A 19,100-nucleotide genomic window follows, 5' to 3' on the forward strand; every position below is an offset into this window, starting at 1 on the left:
ATGAGCTTGAACGTTATTCAAACTGACATTCCCGAGGTTTTGATCATCGAACCAAAGGTGTTCGGCGATGATCGCGGCTTCTTTTATGAGAGCTTCAATGGGCGCTTGTTTGAGGAGGCAACCGGTGTCAAACGAACCTTTGTGCAAGACAATCATTCGCGCTCCACACGCAATGTATTGCGCGGGCTTCACTATCAGATCAAACATCCCCAAGGCAAGCTGGTGCGGGTGGTGGTGGGCCAGGTGTTTGATGCCGCAGTGGACCTGCGCATGAGCTCGCCAAATTTTGGCAAGTGGGTTGGTGTCATGCTATCCGCAGAGAACAAGCGCGAGCTGTGGGTGCCAGAAGGCTTCGCCCATGGATTTGTAGTGATATCTGAATATGCGGAGTTTCTCTATAAAACGACGGACTATTGGTATCCGGAGCATGAGCGTAGCTTGCTCTGGAACGATACGCGAGTAGGCATCGACTGGCCGATCCATGGCGAACCTGTCCTCGCCGCCAAAGATGCCGCCGCGAGACCAATCGGACATGCTGAACTGTTTGCGTAGGGAACTCAGAAGCGGCAGATGACTTCGATTTCGGAGACGAGCGGCCGGCGAGGCTTCAACCGATCTTAACGAGACATATCCCATGCAAGTTAGCCCTTCCATCTTCAAAGCCTATGACATCCGCGGCATCGTCGGCGAAACCCTCGCCCGCGACGTGGCCCGCCAGATCGGCCTGTCGTTCGGTTCGGCTGCTGCGGAAGCCGGCGAAAAGGCCGTCGTAGTCGGCCGCGACGGCCGCCTCTCCGGCCCCGACCTCATCGGCGGCCTGGTCGGAGGCCTCCGTGCCGCCGGCATGGACGTGATCGACCTGGGCATGGTCGCCACCCCGATGGTCTACTTCGGGACCAATGTCGAGCTGAATAGCGTGAAAGCCACTTCCGGAATCATGGTCACCGGCAGCCACAACCCACCCGACTACAACGGCTTCAAGATGGTCCTGGCGGGCAAGGCGATCTACGGCGAGCAGATTCAGGCGCTGCGCCAGCGGATCAAGGCCGGCGCCTTCGCGAGCGGGGCCGGCTCCTACCGGGAAGTGGATGTGCGTCAGCAGTACCTCGACCGCATCATCGGCGACGTGAAGCTGGCACGCCCCATGAAGATCGCGCTGGACGCCGGCAACGGTGTCGCCGGCGCCTTCGTGGGCGACCTGTTTCGTGGCCTGGGCTGCGAGGTGACCGAGCTGTTCTGTGAGGTCGACGGCCATTTCCCCAACCACCATCCGGACCCGGCCCACGTCGAGAATCTGCAGGACCTGATGAAGTGCCTGCGCGAGACCGATTGCGAGCTGGGCCTGGCCTTTGATGGCGACGGCGACCGCCTCGGCGTGGTGACCAAGGACGGCCAGGTGATCTTCCCGGATCGCCAGCTGATGCTGTTTGCCGAGGAGATCCTGTCGCGCAACCCCGGCGCGCAGGTGATCTACGACGTCAAGTGCACGGGCAAGCTGGCCCCGTGGATTCGCCAGCATGGCGGCGAGCCGCTAATGTGGAAGACCGGCCATTCGCTGGTGAAGGCCAAGCTCAAGGAAACCGGCGCACCGATCGCCGGCGAGATGAGCGGGCACGTGTTCTTCAAGGATCGCTGGTACGGTTTTGATGACGGCTTGTACACGGGCGCGCGCCTGCTGGAAATCCTGTCGCGTCATGCTGACCCCAGCGCCATGCTGAATGCGCTGCCGAACGCCAACAATACGCCAGAGCTCCAGCTCAAGTGCGCCGAGGGCGAGCCGTTCACGCTGCTGGACAAGATCAGGGCCAACGCGAAGTTTGAGGGCGCTCGTGAGGTCATCACCATCGACGGCGTGCGTGTCGAGTACGCCGATGGCTTCGGTCTGGCCCGTCCGTCCAATACCACCCCGGTGGTGGTGATGCGGTTCGAGGCGGACAACGACGCCGCGCTGGCGAGGATCCAGGCTGAATTCAAACGTATGATCCTGGCCGAGAAGCCGGATGCGCGGCTGCCCTTCTGAGTATGTGCTTGCCCATTGAACATGGCAGGCTTGCGCACCTGCGCCGATAGCAAGGGCTGTATGAGGCTTCCTTAACCCATCTTCTTCAACCTGAAAAATCCTCATGTCTGAGTCACTGCTGCTGACTGGCGCCACCGGATATATCGCATCGCATATGTGGGTGGCGCTGCTTGACGGCGGGGCCGATGTCATCGGCCTGGATAATCTGTGCAACAGCAATCAGATAGTGGTCGAGCGAATTGCCGCAATTTCGGGAAAAACCCCGCATTTTGTCAAAGGTGATGTGCGCGACCGCGCGCTGCTCGACCGCCTGTTTGCGGAGCATCGCATCACCGCAGTTCAATGCGTACCCGCAACATAGTGGTTCCTTGCTTGATTGGTTCACCGGATGGACACCTTTATGCGCCGTGCCTTCCGTCGTGACACTGAAGGCGGCCAAAAAAGGGGGCGCGAAGGCGTTGCTACTGGGCTTGCTCCATGTCGTCAAGCTTGGCTCGAAGTGTTTCGACGAGCCAGCAGAGGAAACTTTCCCATCCTTCCCGAGTAATGGCTAAACCCTTGCCACCCTCGACCAGAACGCAGGTTGAGAGATCTCTGTCTGTAAGCTCAGGCCGGAGCAGTAGCCAACGAGCAAGGATGCTCTCCAATTCGTACGGGACGTCGTGCAGGTAAAGGTAGGAGCCGACTTCAGTCTCGACGTAAGGAAGCCCGGCCGGCAGCCAGGCCGACAAAAGCCGCATTTTCTGTTGCAGTGACATAGCAGATCTGGCTAAGACGCCGTTCCGTTCCCATCTGTGATGGTAAAGCGGATTCCAGTGGGCGAGTCAGAATGTTGGCCGAAGTGACCTCAGTGGGAACTACACGTAGTCGCCAGAGCGCTGCCATCCAACGTGAGATGGCCAAAACCAAGCCGCCCAGGGACTCAAAGCCGAGGATTTCTTCCCGAGCGGGAAGATAAGCCGCGCCCGAACCCAAGTCGGGCAGCTAAACCGCGACGTAAAGCAGTACGGAAAAGATAAAAAGCGTCTCATAGATCAATGCATGACACCTTTACGTCGAGTTACCGGACAACTTTACGTTAGAGGACTCTAATTGGCTCAGGTACGACAATTCTATTTGGCCCTGACATGCAAAAAGCGCATAATGTATATTATGTTAAATTATTATGACGCATAACAAAAATATCAGTTTCGCGTAGGCCAATCGCTAGTCGCGACGGACTGCTCGTGTCCTCTTGTGCTAGCTATAGATGGCTGTTTCGAGCTTTTTGATCTTGGCAAGATATCGTCGAAGGCGACCGGCTCTTCATCGAACATCATGGGCGCCATCTCCCTGTAATCCATTCGCAGGTCTTTGACCCGTGCTTCGTTCGGCATCAGACGCAGCGTCCCCGGCCGCGCGGTACCGTAACTGGACCAGGCCGATCGGAAGAAGATGGCCGCCTTGTGCTTCGCCACTTGTGCCAGAAGGCCGAAGTTAGTGGCGGCAGCTTGCCCTTCGTTGGTGCCGAGAAGCATGGCCAGGTCGTAGTAATGCCGAGAGAAATACTGAGGTGTTGGCGATTCGGCCGGACGGTGTGCTTCCGCATGTAAGGCCGTGGCCTTTTCCCAAAAGGTACGCTGCGCTGACGGGACGGTCACGGTGCAGTCGGGGTCTTCGAAGAAGTCGGGATAGTCTTCAGCCGCGTAAGGGCGAATAATCTTTTGCCTCTTTTGAATTTCAAGTGGGTGGTATCGTGGCGGGTTTCAGGTAAAGAGCAACAAGAGCGATGCATAGCAAACTGTTTGAAGCAGCCCTTGGCATAAGCGATCCGTGGTTCGTCCGGGAAGTCGACTTCAACGCGCAAACCAAGACGTTGACGATCCAGATTGACTTTGTCGCCGGCAGCCGCTTTTCCCACCCGGAGGTCGCCGGTGGGCACCCGGTTCACGACACGGTGACCAAACGCTATCGGCACCTGAACTTCTTCGAGCACGACTGCTATCTGGAAGTCCGCACGCCACGCGTGAAGCTTCCCGACGGCCGCGTGGTGTTGGTCGAGCCGGACTGGGCTGGCAAGCTCTCTGGCTTCACGTTGCTGTTTGAAGCCATGGTGGTGGCGCTTGCGCAGCAGATGCCGTTTTCTGCTGTAGCCAGAACGGTGGGTGAGTCGTGGCATCGCGTGTACGCTATCTGCGAGCGCTATGTCGACCTCGCGGTGGCCGAACTCGATCTGGCCGGCGTGACCGCTGCCGCCGTTGACGAAACGTCCTACAGGCGCGGTCACAACTACCTGACGCTTGTCGCTGATGCCGACGCGCGTAAGGTCGTGTTTGTGACCGAAGGCAAGGATGCTGCCACGGTTGGCAAGTTCGCTGCACATCTGCGCGAGAACAACGCTGCGCCTGAGCAGATCGGGGTGGTCAGTATCGACATGTCGCCGGCGTTCATCAAGGGCGTCAGCGAGCATTTGCCCAACGCGCGCATCACCTTCGACAAGTTCCATGTCGTGGCTCACGCTTCTGCAGCCGTGGACAAGACCCGGCGTATCGAACAGAAGACCGATCCAAGCCTCAAAGGCCTGCGCTGGACGCTGCTCAAGGATCGCGACGGGTTGCCAGCCGCGCAGCGTGCCGATCTCGACGCGTTGATCGCCAACGTCACGACCAAACGCACTGCCCGTGCCTGGCTGTATCGCGAGCAGTTGCGCGAAATCCTTGAGCGCAAGCAGATCAACGTTGTTTCCGCAATGCTCGAGCAGTGGTGCACGAACGTCATGCGATCCAAGGTCGAGCCAATGAAGGAGGTCGCGCGCATGATCCGCAAGCATTTCGACGGTATCGTTGCATGGACCCAGACGCGCCAGACCAATGGCTTCCTGGAGGCGCTCAACGGCCTGTTCCAAGCCGCCAAGCGCAAGGCCCGCGGTTATGTGAGCTTCAAAACCATGCGCACCGTGATCTTCCTGATCGCCGGAAAGCTCGACTTCTCCGCGATCAACCCGCATGCCGCATAACCCACTCATTTTTCAAAAGAGCCAATCTTTTCCTCTGTAGGCCAGGGATCGCCGCGCGCTCCCAACTCGAGCTTCACCCGCGGAGTGATGTACGTCATGCCCATATATTCGGTTTCGGGCAATGCCGTCGGATAGTGGAAGTTCACCGTCTGGGCATCGTTGGAGTCGATCTCAAGCGACCACTCGTGGCGGCCTCCCCTTCCCTTAGGCCAAAGAGGCGCTTCAAGGTCCAGCAGACCCAAAAGTCTTTTTCGATGATCGTATTCGCGATCCCTCGGTTGGCGCCGCTCTCACCAAATAGGGCCGCCCGATCTTCTGCGGGAAGTCGGGCAACCTTATCCATCGATTTCAACCGACGCCGTGTTGGCGATCGAGGTCAGCGTCGGGCGCATCCTGGCCGGCGCTTGGTACGCTGTGGATGCGAGAGTCTTCTTGTCGCTGGCCGACAGGCGATGGGCCGCAATCTGTGCAACGTCGGCGGCACGCACAGGTCCGACATGGCGTAATGCCTGAAAGACGATCCCCACCGCACTCCCCGGAGCGATCAGATACAACAAGGCCGTGATCTACGGCCTGTTGTTCGATGTCGCCGCCGGCACCCTACGGACCATCGCCGCCGACCCGAGGCACCTCGGCGCGCAGATTGGCCGAGCGGCTGCGCCAGCTCGCGCGCAGCCTGGAGATGGCCGAGGCGTTCGATCGCGATTGGTCCTTGCCTCGCGGAGCCGCCCACGCCCAGCGTAGGCCCGAGGCTGGTCGGGGCCGTCGCCCTATGAGCGGGCGCTAGTGCGCTTCGGCTCGGATCGCTGGATTTTGGGATTCCCTCACCATAGAGTGATCTCGGCATGATAGCGATTCGGCGCATTCGGCCGCGAACGGTTGCGAGAGCAGCTGGTCGCCCGAGGAATCTCCTGGGAGGAGGCGGCAGAAATCTTGGCGCAGCGCCGGGGCAGGCCGACCCGGAAGCGCCACCGACGCCCCTGGCCGCCCAGGTGGCGCTAAGCCCCGGCGCTCCGCGCGGCGGCTACGAGCAAACGCTGGCGTTCAGCGTCCGGTTCGACACCTTGGCGGCCGGCCTTGTTGGGGCCAGAAAGCGCAACAGCCTGGCCGCCGCACGTGAGGCCGTGGGGGCGGCTGGCTTCGCCGCGCCCGAGTGGTTTCGTGACATCAACGAGACGCCGGACGCCGGCGAAGCTGCCTCGCAATGGCGCCCGTGGCTGCAAGCCGGTAGCTGGGCGGCGCTGCAGCAGCCCCACAATGTGCTTGCGGCGCGCGCCCTATTCCAGTGGCTAGCGACTTGGGATGTCGACTTCTGTCTCGAATACTTTCAGCTGCTCGAACCCAAGCCGCTGCTGCCCCGGGTGGCGCCGATGTTCGATCCGCGCGTGTTCGAGCCCCTGCCCGAGGCAGGTGTCACGATCAGCTATGAGATCCAACGTGATTCTTCAGATATCTCGCTATCTGCTTGAGTGGGCGGGTACCATATTGCCGCACACGGATGCCATGATCTAGGAAACGCGGATATGAGAGTCAAGATTGCCGGGCCGGTGACGCCTGAGCGGCTGGTCGAGGCGCTATAGCGAGTCGCCCTCACCTTCGAAGGGGTCTACGGTGACGAGTTCGTTGGGTTTTACGGCGCGAACCTTTATGTGCAGGCACGAAGGACGGCCGGCAGGTATTCATGCCGCGACCAACAAGAGCGAGCAGTTCAATGACTTCGCGCAGTGGCTGATGGCCTCCCTGCTCTCGGGCAAACGATGCGCCATGGCGGTGACGCTGTCGGACAGGCGCTTGCCTGGGGGTTTTGTCGCGACGTAGGCAGTCCAAATCCCCCAGCTGGTATCCCGACGGAGTAGGAAGGGTCGGTATGGCCCCCTCTCCTTCTCTTGTCTCGGATGACCGCCTTTCGGTGAACCAGCCACTCGGCTCGAAGCGCTCGGACGTCTCAGAAGGGTCGCTAAGAGGCAGATCTGCGAGCTGCTGTTCGCCCGTTCGTCGGCTTGGTAGACTTCGCTGTTCTATTCGCACTCTCAACGCTCGCAATGCATATCCTGATCACGGGCGCAGCAGGCTCCAGTACGTCAACGCTAGCGCACTCAGTCGGCTTCGCAACCCATGCGCGCGGTCTGGAATCGGACGATTTCTTTTGGCGTCCGACCGATCCTCTCTTTCAAGAGAAATTTGGCGCCGAGGAGCGAACGGTTGTTCTGTTGACCGCATGCCACAGGTTCTTCTGGCACACGGTGCCATCATTCACGCCGAGCACTTCTTGAGGACTAACAATGATCACAGGACACGTCTTCATTGCCACCAGCCTCGACGGCTTTATCGCCCGGCCCGATGGCGACATCGGCTGGCTTCTGGAGCGGGATGACCCGGCCGAAGACCATGGCTATCCGGCCTTCATCGCCGACAAGGACGCGATCGTCATGGGCCGGGGCTGCTATGAAAAGGTCCTCACGATGGGCGAATGGGCTTACGACAGGCCAGTGCTGGTGCTGTCCCGAAAGCTGGCCGGCACGCCAGTGCCAGAGGGGCTACAGGGAAAGGTGCGTTTCTCGGATTGCACGCCCACGGAGACGATGTCGCAACTGGAGGCCGCAGGCATGCGCAGGGTATACGTCGATGGCGGCCAGTTGGTCCAGTCATTCCTGCGCGAGGGATTGATCGCCGACCTGGTCGTCACTACTGTGCCGGTGTTGATCGGGGCAGGAAGATCATTGTTCGGAGCCCTGCCGCGGGACGTGAGTCTGGCGCTCGAGTCGAGCCGGCTGTTTCCGTCCGGCTTGGTGCAGTCGACCTATCGCGTGCTGCGCTGATTTGAGCGTCAGGTGCGAATCAAGACCTGAACTACGAAGGCGACGGGTCGCTCCTGGGAATCCTTTTCCGGGAACTCGACAATGACGAGCCGATGCGGCTGCTAGTCGCCTTCGAGAACCTTGGTTCGACCACCGCGGCCTAAATATCTTCCACCGTAGCGCGCCTCAGTAGCCGGGACTTCTCGTTTGAACTCTTCAAAAAGGGCCGGGTCTCTGATATCGACATCGGCAATCAGGTATGCAGACATGGTGCGCTCCTTTCCGCGGTAGTCCAACGGCCCATTGTCATTGCATGATTGCAGGCGGCGCTGCCTTGAAGTCGAGGGATGGCCATGCCACTGGGCATAACCGCCCAGCGGCCTTCCGACCTCCGCACGCCCAATGTCCTGCGTGTCAAGGCTCATTTCCTGACGACGATATCCGCCTTCGTCTTGCCGACAATATCAAACAATTCCTTTTGCTCAGCAGCCGGAACCTTGAACTTGTTCAGGGACTTCTTGAACTCCTCGGCCATCACGTCCCACTCTCGCTCGCTGATGTTCAGATGAGCATGCGACTCCTTCATCGGCTTTCCGGTGTACTTGCATGGTCCCCCGCTTGCCTCACAGACCAATTGTGCAACCTGGAACTTAAGATAGGGTGGCGGAGAACTCTTTCGGCCGGCGTTGATGGCAGGATTCCTGTTTAGTGTCTTATTCGTGACGAGCCTGTCGATAAAGTCGTCGACCACGATCGTGATCCCCTTCAGCCCCCCTAATCGATCATAAAGTGATGCCTGTGCGCCGACCTGTTGCGCCAATACTGCCGGGCCAAAGCAAGCGCAAAGTGCGAACGAGATAACGAGTAATGCTCTCGAGAAGAGTCTCATTTCCTCCTCCAGTAGTTCCGGGCCAACAAGCCCTTTGAAGGGAAATCTAGTGCAAACGAGCTGGTCGGTCTGTGCGGGATCGCACGCCGTGCGGTACACCCAACTCCTCACGCGACGATCAGCGGCATTGCGGCCGACGTGATCGTGCGGCATTTTTTCGTTGAATCTCGGAGAGGACAATTTGGATCCCGTCGCGCACAATCAGGCCCTCCTGTTCCATCTGTGCCAGCGCGCGATACAAGGTTTCATGCGCGATCCCAAGCGTGCCCGCCCATTGCATGAGCGTTCCGGGCGGTGTGAACCGTCCGTAAGCATCGTGCTCGAGCTGCAGACAATGCAGGATGCGGTCGCGCGGCGAGCGTAGCGTCAGGCGTTCCTCGCGTGCACGGCTGCGCATGAGTTGCCGCGACAGGAGCCGTACCCATTCCACCGCGAACGATGGATCGCCCTGCAGACACGCGAGCAACGTCCTCGCAGGAAAGGCAAACAATTCGCTCGCTCTCCCGCAAAATGCGTCGCAGTGGTAGTGGGAGCTGAAGAGGCTTGCTTCGGCCACGAAATCGCCGGGGCCTGCAGTCTGCAGCGTGAGGGGTTCGCCGTCCGCTCCGTCACGTCGCAATAGCACCTGCCCTGTCTGCACCTGGTAGATCGACTCGACCCGCTGTCCGCGATTGAATACGTACGTGTCAGGATCGTACCGGCGCAAGCGAGCCGATTCGCGCAGCGCGGCAGGCCACGCCGGCAGGGCCGCCACCGCCGGAGCGGGGGACGAATCTGGCAAATCGTCGACTGGCATCCTGGTCGTATGCGCGGCTTATTCCGCTGTCGAGGCGTTCGCCGGACGATGATGCATCATGCCAGGGGCGTGCCCTGCCATCGCGTCGTGGCCATGATCGGACAATTGGGCATCGAACCAGACGTGCAGCGCGGCGACGAGGCGAGGCTCGTCCGTGTGAAATTCGATTTCGCCTCCATCGGGCAAGTCGCGATAGTGGATCTTCAGTTCTCCCGGCTGTGCTGCACGCAGCGCGGCTAGGCCCGGCATACTGTTGCCGTGGATCTGCTCCGGCGCCTCGAAGTCACCCGCCGAGAACTGCCGAGCGATCGCGGTCAGATGCCCGCGGATCAGCGTAACCTGCTTCGGGTCGTGATGCTTTGTGACGACCTGTTGGTTCCCACCGTCCGCCGTCTTCGTAAAGATGTGGGTCGTAGCCGCAAGGGTGAACGGCATCACCTCCGCGCCGTGTTGCCCAACGTCCTTCTGGCGCGCCGTGACTTCGGCGATGGCGGACGACGACAGCGCAGCGGCACCAAGCAGGATGGCGGTCGATGCCGCGATTACAGTGGCTGAATGGCGTTTCATGGATCACTTCAATCGAAAGTATGCTCACAGTCTAGTGCCGGTATCCGGCTCGCTCTATGACTGAAATCATACGCGGTGACACGCCGTTTGACCGAGCGGTGGTCGCGCGAAGTCAAAAAAACGGATACCCACCCGTCGGCTTCGCTCAATCTACCGGACATTCGACATTCTCCAACCCCAACGGAATTGGCGACCTTCAAGCGGCTCGCTTCCACGCCAGTACACGAATTGCGTGGAAGAAAGGCCAGAATATGCCTCCTCGCGAAAGCGGTTGACGGCCTCCCGCTGCTGGAGATATTCGGCGGCCTTCGCGGGCAATGGCGGGCCATGCGTCAAGGCGGTATAAGACATCACTCAAATCGCGACCGCTCACAACACTGTCCTTGCTGCACCTGCGGACATCGGACCGAGCCAAATGAGCAGAACACGCAGCAGTCTCCCGACTTGGGTTTCAGCAGCACTCTGCAATGCCGACACTCATAGAAGAACACGCACGCATCCATAGGCATGGTCTCCCGCTGCGCCCACCCGCAATGTGGACAGGTCACGACTGATTCGAGGATGACGTCGTGCATCGCGCTATCGTCGTTGAAGATCAGACAGATCGCCCGCGCTTCCCGTCCACATGGCTCAGTGCTCCGAAGCGTCCATGAGACGCCGGTGAATCAGCCAGTCAACCGAGAGCGCCCCGCCCCCCCGTGCCAGCAGTACCAGCAGCATCGCCGCCCACTGGATATGCGTGGGCCATGCCAGCGGATAGACGAACAGCTGGATCACCGTGATCATGCCAAGCAGTATCAGCGCCACGGGGCGGGCTGCCAGGCCGAGCACCAGCAGTACTGGCGTTGTCAGCTCAACGGATACCGCCAGGTAGCGGCCAGTTCGGGCGGCAGTAGCGGCAGCCGGTATTCCCCCCGGAACAGTTCCACCGCCGTTGCCCAGTTCGCCAGCTTGGCCATGGCTGAATTCCAGAAGACGGTGGCAACCGCGAGCCGCAACGGAATGGCCAGGATTGTGTATGGCATGCGATCGAGCCAATCCACCACGCGTTGCGCGTGCGCGACTATCGTGAGGGGGGTGTGGGGAGGGGGCGTGGCGTGTGTCATGGCGAGAGATCCAGAATGGGTAAGTCAGAGATCTGGGTCCGGCTAGCTGTCACCAGCATGGCGGTCACGTCATCCAGCATCGCTCCCAGCATGCCGCGCTGGACCTGGCCTGCCGGGTTCAGGAAGGCCGGCGTGGCGTGGTAGGCGGATTCCAGCGTTCCCGCTTTCAGGTCGACCGCACCGATTCTTCCACCAAGCAACGAGCAGATGGGGGGGGGCGGCACCTGTCCGCGCTGCATCCTGGCGAAGTAGTTGTCCAAGTTCATATCCAATGATGTCATTCCCAGTCCTCCCCCATCAGCAGTTCAGGTGCTTCTTCATCCCGAGCAGGGCCAGCGGCGTTATGCCGGCCAGCTTTCGCTCAACTCAGCGGCCTGCGTCTGCAGCGCATCCGGGTCGCCGGCCACGCGGTCAAGGAAGCCGCATGCCAGCATCTGCGCGGCATCGAGCTTATCGACGGCCAGCAGTACGCGTTTGGCGGTGGCCAGGCCGAGCCGAGACACGTAGCGCTCCAGCCCGCCGCGGTAGAACAGCAGCCCCAGCCGCGCCGCCGGCATGAACATGTCGACGCCATGCGCGCCAAGCCGGAAATCGCAGGCTAGCGCGAGATCGGTAGCGCCGCCGTACAGGCCGCCCTGGATCAAAGCGATGGTGACGGGCCGCGCCGCTTCCAGCGCGTTGGCCAGCGCTTCGAAGCGCTCGCCGGCGTCGCTACTGCCGACCTTTCCGATATTGAAGCCGCTGCAGAATGCAGGCCCCGAGTCTCGATGCGCAGCACCAGCACGTCGGGACGGGCATTGACGGCGGCGATCTGCTCGCGCATCAGGTCGAGGTCTTCCGGCTTCGCATTCGCTTTGAGCGTAGGGCCGACATTCACGAAGCATTCCTCAAACTCGGTTGGTCCCTTGTCTGCTGGAACATCTTCAGGCGTACGGAGCAGTCATTTTGAAACGGTCTCTTATCAATTTCCGCGCGTGATCCCACGTCCTGATGTGAAACCACTCTGTACCACCCGATCCTGGCAACGGTTTTAGCGATGTTTATATAGCAGTTCGTGCAGGACCCTTTTCTGCTGCGCGACAGGAGCGCGAAGTCCCCCTGTAAATAATGGATGACTCGTGATCTATAGGCTGCCGACACGCAAAGAGCGATGCCAAACATCTCTTGCTATTCCGATCTTAAATTCTTTTAGATTGGAATGACGCAGCATATATAAAAATCTGAACTCGTCCATCGTTGATTCACTTTACGTTGGGCTTGCATGTAATCCTCAAGCGCAAAGTTTTCTGCAAAAATTATGAAGAAGATCGATGCGTAGCAATCCTCGACAACGAGGGCTCCTTTCAGTGGCTTCGGTTGGGGATGGGTGTCCGGTATCTAAAAATCCGCCACATCCCTCGGCAAGCCTCCGATTTGGCTGAAATTTTCAGCACCGGTACCCAAGGTCAGCCCGTAGTCGGCCATCTCCGCCTGGATCCAGCGGATCGCCGCCGCCCGCTCAGTTTTTGCTGTCATCGCTGTCGTCACTGCTGTCCGCTGCCGTCATCCGGCTTGGAGGCGGCCGCTGGCGCGCCCTGCTTGTCGTCTTGCTGTTCGTCCCGTGTTTCGCTTGGCACCGCCTCGTCGTTCGGCGCCGGGCCGCCGGCCTTGCGCCGCCGTCCGCCACCACCCTCGCCCCGCCCCAGATGCGCCCCCCGCAATTTTGCCAGCAGCTGCCGCGCCAGCGCCGCTTCGGCCTCAGCGCGCTCCGCGCGGCGCTGCGCCGCGCCCAGCTCCGCCTGCACCGCGTCCAGGTCGTTCGCCGCTTTGCGCTGCGACTGCTCGGCGGCCGCGAGCCGATCGGCGAGCGCCGCGGCCTGGGCCTCGAGCCGGGCCCGGACTTCGGCCTGTGCCACCGCCGCGTCGCGCGCCTCGCTGCGCGCCGCCACCAGCTCGCCGCGCAGTGCTTCGGCCGTGCGCTCGCTCTGCTGGCGCGCGGTACGCTCCGCGTCCAGTTCGCGCAAGGCCCGTCGCTCGCTGGCTTCGGACCCGCTCCTGGGCAAGGGTCACCGCCTCGCGGGCACGCTCCAGCTCGGTCGAGAATTGGGTACGCAGTTCCGCCAGTTGCCGCCCCCGGCCTCCAGTTCCGCCCGCCCCGCTTCCAGCCGAGCTTGGGTCGCCGCGTGCGCCTGCCGCTCCGCGGCCAGCGTCCCCTGACCCTCCTCGATGGGTTGGCGCTCGGCTTCAGCAGCGCTGGCGGCGGCGCGCGCCTCTGCGCGCAGCGTGGCCAGCTCGCCGGTGGCGGCCTCGTTGGCCGCCTGCCAGATGGTCTGGACCGCCCCGGCCGCGATGTCCTTCAACGCCTCCGGCAAGTCGGGATGGTCGATGGTGACGCGCGTGCGGCCGCGCAGCTCCTGCCAGAACGCCTGCAGCACCTCGGCCGGCGTGCCCATGCTGCCCTTGCGCACCAGGCTGTAGAGCTTGTTGGCGGTGGGCGTGACGCCGTAGCGGAAGAACAGCAGGCCGCAGACCTCGCGGTAGAGCGCGCGGGTCTCGGGAAAGCGGCTGCGCAGCTCAGCCAGGTCGGTTTGCAGCGCGGCGTCGGTCGGAGACCGCGCCAAAGCGGTCTCCTTTTTGTGCGGTGCACCTGCGTGCCACTGCCTTGTCTCGCTATCGGCAAGTTGAAAGCGCCCCCCGTAGTGGCCTGTAGTGGCCGGAGGTGTGATCAGGCTTTTGGTTTGGCTGCTGCGGCGGTAGGCGTTCTCGCCTTAATACAAGACCGACGGCAGGAACGAACCTTCCGGCTGCTGGTATAGCCCGATGCTCATCAAGGTCATCGGCTGCACAATGCGCAGCCCGCGTTCCAGGCACCAGCGCAGCAACTCCCCATTGCGCGTGGGCAGAAGGAATCCGGGGCCGGCAAAGGCGGGGGCGGCGCCGATCAGCGCTTTCATGCCCGTGTTGTTTTCAGCGACGGCGTGCCCGAAGAATCCGATGGCGGTCGCATAGGCCACAATGCGTCCGTCGTGTGCAGCCACACTCGCCGTTCCCTGGTCGATTGCATCGCGCAGTTCGCCTGCGCGCTCATGTCCGTGAACCTGCAGGCAGAGGCGGTTGCAGGCGTCGAGGTCTGATGGTACAGCCGCCCGCACTGGGTAGCCAGGGACTTTTGCATTCACTGCGCTGCCCTGCAGTACTGAAAGCGGTTCCCGCGCTTCGAAGCCAAGACGGGCGTAAAGCGACAACGAGCGATTGTGATATGCCGCCTGGACGAGTCGAATGCCGGCGGCATTCCTGCTGCGGCCGCGCTGCAGTACGTGCTCCATCAGGGCGTGTCCAACTTTCCTGTCTTGAACCGAGGGGTCGATGGTGATGGGGCCAATGCCGACGATTGGCCCACCTTCCCACAGAAAATTGCTGCCGATGACGTCGCCGTCGATTTCGGCTACGACCGAGAAGACATCCTCGCGCGAGAACAAGTCGGCCATCAGGCCAACCGCTACATCGGGCGAGGGAAAATCCGGCGGGAAGGCATGTGCCTGGGCAATCGCCGCGAAGGCGCTGAAACAGATGGCGCCGCATCGCGCGGCGTCTTCCGGCTTTCCTGATCTGAGTTGCAGCGTCATCAAGGTTCTCTTTTTTTCAAGGGCCCAGGCAACCGAAAACCATATTCCACAAAATCAATGCGTTACGCATGGACTTCACAGCTTAGAAACCGAACTGGCAATTTCAATTCGCCATAAGGCGAATTGACAAACCGGGGTGTCTTCGCTGTAAACCTCCGATAGCATGGCCCGGTGTCGAACTTAGCACGTGTGGATAGCGGTCATGAACTCGGAAATTGCGAAAGTGTCGCCAGTCGCCGGGCGACCACGAGGTTGTGGCGCCGTTCGCGCAGAGTGGCGATCACGTCCGCCGGCAAGTGCGACTCGACGTTGACCATCGGCCCATGCGCGATCCGCAAGCGCGGGGCATCGCTCATGGCCTGCGGGAATCGCTGATCAATAGCCGCTGAGCGGAGCGTCAGCGCTTGTTTGACATCCGACTTTCACAATTCGGGAGAGTGGGAGTGGTTTGAACCCGATTTGGGGCCGAATGGCACCCATTACTCTCCCTTCTTCAGCCACCAGATCGGCAGCTCGCCGACGCCTTCGGCGGCGGGCTGGTATATGATATGACGCGCTCGGCTTCTATATGGTGGCCTGGCAGGCCGGCGTCGGGCTGGACGTGGCCGCCGGGCTGGCACAAATCGCATTCGCCGCGGCCTCGCGCCGGCGGCCGCCGGCGCTGGCGGCGACCTAGATTCCTGAGATGCGGGGTGGTGCCATGCCTTGGCACGTCGGCTTCGGCTCGCTAGGCTTTTAAGGGTGACCTTTCAGCGGCGGCGCACCGGTGCGCACGGCGCTAGTCCCCGAGGCCAATCTGCGAGACTGGATCGATGATACACGCGCGAAACGTCATCCGCAGCATCATCCTGCTCCTGGCTGGATTCATCCTGGCAGCCTGTGGCGGCAGCGTGGACGTTGTCATCACTAGCGGCGGGTCGTCACGCGGCGCGCTCTCGGTGGTGATCTTGGGATTGCCCGCCGGCACGAGCGGCGATGTGACCGTGACCGGCGCTGGCGGCTTCCGCCAGCGCCTGGGCGCATCCGCCACGCTGACCAATCTGGCAAGCGGGGCTTACACGGTGAAGGCTGCAGCAGTGCTGACCGGCAGCACGACGCTGACTCCGCAGCCCAGCACCCAGCAGGTGGCCGTAGGCAGCACAACCGCGACAGCCACGGTGACCTATACGGCCGCCCAGTCCTTCAGCCTCGCGCTGCGGGAGGTGGCTTCCGGGCTGGCTGGGCCAGTCTTCCTGACCGCGCCGGCCAATGACACGCGGCTGTTCGTGGCCGAGCGCGCCGGGCGCATACGCATCGTGCAGAACGGTGTGCTGCTGGCGACGCCGTTCCTGGATATCTCGAACCTGACCACGACGGACGGCGAGCGCGGCTTGCTCTCGCTGGCGTTCGATCCGGCATATGCCGCCAACGGTCGCTTCTACGTCTATTACACCGACACCGCAGGCGATATCACGATCGCCCGCTACCAGGTGTCCGCGGCAAATCCCAACGTGGCGGACACGGCTGGGACCATCGTGCTGAGCATCGCGCATCCGAACTTCAACAACCACAACGGCGGGCTGCTGGCCTTCGGCCCCGACGGGATGCTCTACCTTGGCATCGGGGACGGCGGCGGCGCAGGCGATCCGTCCGGACACGCGCAGGACACCGGCTCCCTGCTGGGCAAGCTGCTGCGGATCGATGTCAGCCGCGCCGGCAGCCAGCCGTATGCCATCCCGCCCGACAATCCCTTCGCCGCCCAGGCCGGCCTGCGCGGCGAGATCTGGGCCATGGGCCTGCGCAATCCCTGGCGCTTTGCCTTCGATCCCGCCGAAGCCAGTCTCTATATTGCCGATGTGGGACAGAACCAGCGCGAGGAAATCGATGTGGCGCCATTGGCCAGCGCCGGCCTGAACTACGGCTGGAACCTGACCGAAGGCTCGTTGTGCTTGGCGTCCGTGCCATGCAGCCCACAGGGCTTTGTCCTGCCCCTGCTGGAATACGGCCACGACGCCGCTGGCGGATGCGCGGTGGTGGGCGGCTACGTCTACCGCGGCAGCGCCATGCCGGCACTGCGCGGACGCTACCTCTATTCGGACCTGTGCAGCGGCTGGCTGCGCAGCTTTGCCTACCGGGACGCGGCGGCCGAGCAACTGGACTGGGGCGTTGCCATCCCGGGCAGCGTGTTCTCGTTCGGCGCAGATGCGCAGGGCGAACTCTACGTGCTGGCCGATACCCTTGCGTCCGGCACGAGCGGCAGGGTATATCGCATCGTCGAGCGCGGCGCGCCCTAGGGCCTGACGCACTGGACTAATGTCAGGCGCAGCCAACCTGGATGTAGAAGGCTATTTTTGCCCGTTCCCCGAAAACTGGAAATCTCCCGCCAGCCCTTAACAGGCAAGGCTTTGCGGGGTGCGATTGATCTTGAAAGTGGGCCGAACGAGCCCTTCCCGGCCATCGAGCCTGTATTGTTCGGGGGAACTCAGTCGGAGGACGCAGCCGGCGACAGTGAGAAGCTCAGAAGTTGTAACCTTGGTCGCACCGGTAGTGCCAGTCTGAGACAGCAAGTCGCGTACTCTGGCCGGCGCGAACCGGGACGAGTTGGGCAAGGGACACGACGATCTCGCGCTGGTTGTGCTGCATTTGAACAAAGATGGAGACGCGGCACAGCTGGTCATGAGCGAGCCCAGTGACGGAGACTCGTTCGCCGGAGCGAAGCGGGCTGGGCGATCTCGTGCACGAGCTGTTTGCGCGTGCGCGTGAGGTCGCGCAATTCCTGTGTCGCTGCGGGCGGCACGAAGCTGGCGCGGATCAGGCCATGCGCCAGCAGGTCGGCGATCCACATCGCGTCGGAATTCCACCACGGGTAATGGCACGCAGCAGCCAGCGGATATTGAATCCCACCGCACAGAGCACTGGGCGCAGCGCGTCGCCGATTTGCCCTTCAGCCAGCACCTGCGCATGCCGTGGTTGTATGGCCGATGAGGCTCAACAGTCTGGCGACGTTTGAGCCAACGGCGTTGTTCTGCATAGAGCGATGACCGCCATACGGGTTGCCGGGGAAGCTGCGCGCGCCCCACGATCCATCCCTGCCTGGCGGTGATCGTCAGGCAGACTTGCCGATGCATTCAACCTCCGGCGCATGCAGCGCGTACAGCTTGTTCTTGTCTTTGGGCGGCAGGCGGTCGAGGCGCCAGGCGCGCTCGATCCAAACCTGCGATCCCTGTCGGCATAGTGACCCTCGCGCGCCGTTTGGCGATCGCCCTGTGGCGCTATCTGAAAGATGGAGAGAGAGGGCTTGAGTGTTGCCCCGAGTGGAATCTCTCCCGGGCCATTCTACCGAAGGCTTACTGCAACACAGCCACGCAAGGGGCAAGGCCACCTCTCGCGAGGAAACTGCTCGTCGGCAGCGGAACGGTTCACGCTCGCCGCCTGATCCCCGCGCATTGGCTGGATGGAAAGCGTTTCCCTTGCCGCCCGCAAGTACCGCTGCGCCGAAACCGCTAGAGTCGCCCACGCCGCGGTTGCCGCCGTCCGTGGGCATCGTGAAGAAAATTTGAGGTTTGTGCGACGCAAGCGTGAGCCCTGTTTCTCATACTGCAGCACAGAGACAGCTACCCCTACTGTCCATCCAAATCTGATGTCGGGGTATGAATCATGAAGAGAGAACAGATCAGCCGCGGTGCCAATGCAACCATGCTCGCGCAGTGCATCGCCGACGCTGCCACGCAGGTACTTGCCGCGCGAGGCGACGGCGAGCAAGCTATGAAGGGTAGCGAGGCAGGCTGGCAGGCGCCGGTCGCGCAGTGCGAAGCGGCAGGCGAGCCGCCGCTTGGCGCACACTTGGTCACGCAGCGTCGCGGCTACAGCCACCACGGCATATATGTGGGCAACGGCCGCGTGCTGCACTATGCGGGCCTTTGCCGTGGGCTGCACACCGGGCCGGTGGAAGAGCTGAGCCTGGAACACTTCGGCGCCGGCCATGGCATCGAGGTAAGAACCGAGTCGCTGCCGCGTTTTACCAGCGACCAAGTGGTCAGGCGGGCACGCTCGCGCTTGGGCGAGAACCGCTATCGCCTGCTGAGCAACAACTGCGAACACTTCTGTACCTGGTGCCTGTATGGCGAAGCCCGCAGCGAGCAGGTCCGCCAATGCGCCATCCACCCCATGCGCATACTCCGCGTGCTGAGCTCCCTGCTGTCAGTTTGGTGGAACAGCCGGCCAGCCCATGCGCTGCTTGCAGCCGGCTTCAATGATCGCTCTCCCTAGAGCATGACCTTTCCGGTGGCCTATTCGACTAAGCCGTTGATTCATAAAAATGTAGGACCGTTGCGATACGCTGCCC

The 19,100-nt window shown here is 61.8% G+C and carries 20 protein-coding genes and 9 pseudogenes; 10 read left to right on the top strand and 19 right to left on the bottom strand.

Translation table 11 applies throughout. The annotated features are described in order from the left end of the window. The 3 genes and pseudogenes from rfbC to I6H87_RS16690 form a co-directional block, all read left to right on the top strand. Complete coding sequence (gene rfbC / locus I6H87_RS16680) at positions 1–552, top strand: dTDP-4-dehydrorhamnose 3,5-epimerase (protein ID WP_011615353.1); 552 nt, start codon at positions 1–3, stop codon at positions 550–552. Positions 553–634: 82 nt separating this feature from the next. Then, positions 635–2,020, top strand: coding sequence for a phosphomannomutase/phosphoglucomutase (locus I6H87_RS16685; RefSeq protein ID WP_010812049.1), 1,386 nt, complete (start codon positions 635–637; stop codon positions 2,018–2,020). Between the two features lie 103 nt (positions 2,021–2,123). Continuing rightward, a pseudogene (locus I6H87_RS16690) lies at positions 2,124–2,360 on the top strand (NAD-dependent epimerase/dehydratase family protein); the annotation flags it as partial. Between the two features lie 121 nt (positions 2,361–2,481). Here I6H87_RS16690 and I6H87_RS16695 read toward each other — a convergent pair. Next, a complete protein-coding gene (locus I6H87_RS16695) occupies positions 2,482–2,778 on the bottom strand; it encodes a hypothetical protein (protein WP_010812047.1) in 297 nt (98 codons plus the stop codon). A gap of 426 nt (positions 2,779–3,204) precedes the next feature. Then, positions 3,205–3,738 (bottom strand): nucleotidyl transferase AbiEii/AbiGii toxin family protein, encoded by a 534-nt coding sequence (locus tag I6H87_RS16700; RefSeq protein WP_197540016.1) that lies wholly within the window; start codon positions 3,736–3,738, stop codon positions 3,205–3,207. A 50-nt stretch (positions 3,739–3,788) separates the two neighbouring features. Here I6H87_RS16700 and I6H87_RS16705 point away from each other — a divergent pair, with 50 nt between their 5' ends. After that, positions 3,789–5,015: an ISL3-like element ISAe1 family transposase gene (locus I6H87_RS16705; protein WP_011153965.1), complete on the top strand. Its 1,227-nt coding sequence runs from the start codon at positions 3,789–3,791 to the stop codon at positions 5,013–5,015. A gap of 5 nt (positions 5,016–5,020) precedes the next feature. Here I6H87_RS16705 and I6H87_RS16710 read toward each other — a convergent pair whose 3' ends face one another. Both I6H87_RS16710 and I6H87_RS16715 read right to left on the bottom strand, forming a co-directional pair. Beyond that, a complete protein-coding gene (locus I6H87_RS16710) occupies positions 5,021–5,257 on the bottom strand; it encodes a hypothetical protein (RefSeq protein ID WP_041687367.1) in 237 nt (78 codons plus the stop codon). A 93-nt stretch (positions 5,258–5,350) separates the two neighbouring features. Continuing rightward, positions 5,351–5,572 (bottom strand): hypothetical protein, encoded by a 222-nt coding sequence (locus tag I6H87_RS16715; protein WP_011615351.1) that lies wholly within the window; start codon positions 5,570–5,572, stop codon positions 5,351–5,353. Between the two features lie 435 nt (positions 5,573–6,007). Here I6H87_RS16715 and I6H87_RS16720 point away from each other — a divergent pair, with 435 nt between their 5' ends. Beyond that, the gene (locus I6H87_RS16720) at positions 6,008–6,484 is read left to right on the top strand and encodes a hypothetical protein (RefSeq protein ID WP_010812042.1); all 477 of its coding nucleotides are present in this window, start codon (positions 6,008–6,010) and stop codon (positions 6,482–6,484) included. 813 nt (positions 6,485–7,297) lie between these two features. Continuing rightward, a complete protein-coding gene (locus tag I6H87_RS16725; protein WP_011615348.1) occupies positions 7,298–7,834 on the top strand; it encodes a dihydrofolate reductase family protein in 537 nt (178 codons plus the stop codon). Positions 7,835–7,935: 101 nt separating this feature from the next. Here I6H87_RS16725 and I6H87_RS16730 read toward each other — a convergent pair whose 3' ends face one another. The 8 genes and pseudogenes from I6H87_RS16730 to I6H87_RS16760 form a co-directional block, all read right to left on the bottom strand. Then, positions 7,936–8,082 carry a DUF1330 domain-containing protein gene (locus tag I6H87_RS16730; protein WP_081225809.1) on the bottom strand — a complete coding sequence of 49 codons (147 nt, stop codon included), beginning with the start codon at positions 8,080–8,082 and terminating at the stop codon, positions 7,936–7,938. Between the two features lie 152 nt (positions 8,083–8,234). Then, entirely contained in the window at positions 8,235–8,702 is a 468-nt protein-coding gene (locus I6H87_RS16735; protein ID WP_011615347.1) for a group I truncated hemoglobin, read from the bottom strand. Between the two features lie 118 nt (positions 8,703–8,820). Next, the gene (locus I6H87_RS16740; protein WP_011615346.1) at positions 8,821–9,498 is read right to left on the bottom strand and encodes a Crp/Fnr family transcriptional regulator; all 678 of its coding nucleotides are present in this window, start codon (positions 9,496–9,498) and stop codon (positions 8,821–8,823) included. An 18-nt stretch (positions 9,499–9,516) separates the two neighbouring features. Next, positions 9,517–10,065: a hypothetical protein gene (locus I6H87_RS16745; protein WP_011615345.1), complete on the bottom strand. Its 549-nt coding sequence runs from the start codon at positions 10,063–10,065 to the stop codon at positions 9,517–9,519. 350 nt (positions 10,066–10,415) lie between these two features. Beyond that, the gene (locus I6H87_RS34350; protein WP_011615343.1) at positions 10,416–10,640 is read right to left on the bottom strand and encodes a GDCCVxC domain-containing (seleno)protein; all 225 of its coding nucleotides are present in this window, start codon (positions 10,638–10,640) and stop codon (positions 10,416–10,418) included. Between the two features lie 55 nt (positions 10,641–10,695). Further along, positions 10,696–11,171 (bottom strand): annotated as a pseudogene (locus I6H87_RS16750) (DoxX family protein). Next, entirely contained in the window at positions 11,168–11,431 is a 264-nt protein-coding gene (locus I6H87_RS16755; RefSeq protein ID WP_174549471.1) for a hypothetical protein, read from the bottom strand. Before I6H87_RS16755 ends, I6H87_RS16750 begins: the two are co-directional and overlap by 4 nt. Before the next feature lie 81 nt (positions 11,432–11,512). Then, entirely contained in the window at positions 11,513–12,055 is a 543-nt protein-coding gene (locus I6H87_RS16760) for an enoyl-CoA hydratase/isomerase family protein (protein ID WP_011615340.1), read from the bottom strand. Between I6H87_RS16760 and I6H87_RS16765 the strand changes: the two are divergent. Beyond that, positions 12,010–12,120, top strand: a pseudogene (locus tag I6H87_RS16765) (IS5/IS1182 family transposase); the annotation flags it as partial. The gene I6H87_RS16760 and the pseudogene I6H87_RS16765 overlap by 46 nt on opposite strands. A 491-nt stretch (positions 12,121–12,611) precedes the next feature. Here the strand turns inward: I6H87_RS16765 and I6H87_RS16770 are convergent. The 4 genes and pseudogenes from I6H87_RS16770 to I6H87_RS16785 form a co-directional block, all read right to left on the bottom strand. After that, positions 12,612–12,686: pseudogene (locus I6H87_RS16770) on the bottom strand (H-NS histone family protein); the annotation flags it as partial. Next, positions 12,670–13,732 (bottom strand): annotated as a pseudogene (locus tag I6H87_RS16775) (DNA-binding protein). The pseudogenes I6H87_RS16775 and I6H87_RS16770, both read right to left, overlap by 17 nt. 186 nt (positions 13,733–13,918) lie before the next feature. Further along, the gene (locus tag I6H87_RS16780; protein WP_010812031.1) at positions 13,919–14,776 is read right to left on the bottom strand and encodes a GNAT family N-acetyltransferase; all 858 of its coding nucleotides are present in this window, start codon (positions 14,774–14,776) and stop codon (positions 13,919–13,921) included. Between the two features lie 200 nt (positions 14,777–14,976). Then, positions 14,977–15,132 (bottom strand): hypothetical protein, encoded by a 156-nt coding sequence (locus I6H87_RS16785; protein ID WP_155737083.1) that lies wholly within the window; start codon positions 15,130–15,132, stop codon positions 14,977–14,979. A 133-nt stretch (positions 15,133–15,265) separates the two neighbouring features. Between I6H87_RS16785 and I6H87_RS34355 the strand changes: the two are divergent. Together I6H87_RS34355 and I6H87_RS16790 are read left to right on the top strand one after the other, a co-directional pair. Further along, positions 15,266–15,452, top strand: a pseudogene (locus I6H87_RS34355) (MFS transporter); the annotation flags it as partial. Between the two features lie 136 nt (positions 15,453–15,588). Further along, complete coding sequence (locus I6H87_RS16790; RefSeq protein ID WP_011615337.1) at positions 15,589–17,049, top strand: PQQ-dependent sugar dehydrogenase; 1,461 nt, start codon at positions 15,589–15,591, stop codon at positions 17,047–17,049. A gap of 223 nt (positions 17,050–17,272) precedes the next feature. Here the strand turns inward: I6H87_RS16790 and I6H87_RS16795 are convergent. From I6H87_RS16795 to I6H87_RS34360, 3 pseudogenes are all read right to left on the bottom strand, one after another. Further along, positions 17,273–17,443, bottom strand: a pseudogene (locus I6H87_RS16795) (calcium-binding protein); the annotation flags it as partial. Between the two features lie 43 nt (positions 17,444–17,486). Next, positions 17,487–17,609 (bottom strand): annotated as a pseudogene (locus I6H87_RS16800) (IS110 family transposase); the annotation flags it as partial. A 14-nt stretch (positions 17,610–17,623) separates the two neighbouring features. Beyond that, a pseudogene (locus tag I6H87_RS34360) lies at positions 17,624–17,981 on the bottom strand (IS5/IS1182 family transposase); the annotation flags it as partial. Between the two features lie 431 nt (positions 17,982–18,412). Here I6H87_RS34360 and I6H87_RS16810 point away from each other — a divergent pair. After that, positions 18,413–19,024 carry a lecithin retinol acyltransferase family protein gene (locus I6H87_RS16810; protein WP_011615336.1) on the top strand — a complete coding sequence of 204 codons (612 nt, stop codon included), beginning with the start codon at positions 18,413–18,415 and terminating at the stop codon, positions 19,022–19,024. Positions 19,025–19,100 lie beyond the last annotated feature (76 nt).

This window comes from Cupriavidus necator, assembly GCF_016127575.1.
Classification (GTDB): Bacteria; Pseudomonadota; Gammaproteobacteria; order Burkholderiales; family Burkholderiaceae; genus Cupriavidus; species Cupriavidus necator_D.

Excerpts from the sequence above, each read along its gene's own strand:
- rfbC (WP_011615353.1), top strand. The coding sequence starts at position 1 with ATGAGCTTGAACGTTATTCAAACTGACATTCCCGAGGTTTTGATCATC.
- I6H87_RS16685 (WP_010812049.1), top strand. The coding sequence starts at position 635 with ATGCAAGTTAGCCCTTCCATCTTCAAAGCCTATGACATCCGCGGCATC.
- I6H87_RS16695 (WP_010812047.1), bottom strand. The coding sequence starts at position 2,778 with ATGTCACTGCAACAGAAAATGCGGCTTTTGTCGGCCTGGCTGCCGGCC.
- I6H87_RS16705 (WP_011153965.1), top strand. The coding sequence starts at position 3,789 with ATGCATAGCAAACTGTTTGAAGCAGCCCTTGGCATAAGCGATCCGTGG.
- I6H87_RS16725 (WP_011615348.1), top strand. The coding sequence starts at position 7,298 with ATGATCACAGGACACGTCTTCATTGCCACCAGCCTCGACGGCTTTATC.
- I6H87_RS16730 (WP_081225809.1), bottom strand. The coding sequence starts at position 8,082 with ATGTCTGCATACCTGATTGCCGATGTCGATATCAGAGACCCGGCCCTT.
- I6H87_RS16735 (WP_011615347.1), bottom strand. The coding sequence starts at position 8,702 with ATGAGACTCTTCTCGAGAGCATTACTCGTTATCTCGTTCGCACTTTGC.
- I6H87_RS16740 (WP_011615346.1), bottom strand. The coding sequence starts at position 9,498 with ATGCCAGTCGACGATTTGCCAGATTCGTCCCCCGCTCCGGCGGTGGCG.
- I6H87_RS16745 (WP_011615345.1), bottom strand. The coding sequence starts at position 10,065 with ATGAAACGCCATTCAGCCACTGTAATCGCGGCATCGACCGCCATCCTG.
- I6H87_RS34350 (WP_011615343.1), bottom strand. The coding sequence starts at position 10,640 with ATGCACGACGTCATCCTCGAATCAGTCGTGACCTGTCCACATTGCGGG.
- I6H87_RS16760 (WP_011615340.1), bottom strand. The coding sequence starts at position 12,055 with ATGCTTCGTGAATGTCGGCCCTACGCTCAAAGCGAATGCGAAGCCGGA.
- I6H87_RS16780 (WP_010812031.1), bottom strand. The coding sequence starts at position 14,776 with ATGACGCTGCAACTCAGATCAGGAAAGCCGGAAGACGCCGCGCGATGC.
- I6H87_RS16785 (WP_155737083.1), bottom strand. The coding sequence starts at position 15,132 with ATGAGCGATGCCCCGCGCTTGCGGATCGCGCATGGGCCGATGGTCAAC.
- I6H87_RS16790 (WP_011615337.1), top strand. The coding sequence starts at position 15,589 with ATGATACACGCGCGAAACGTCATCCGCAGCATCATCCTGCTCCTGGCT.
- I6H87_RS16810 (WP_011615336.1), top strand. The coding sequence starts at position 18,413 with ATGAAGAGAGAACAGATCAGCCGCGGTGCCAATGCAACCATGCTCGCG.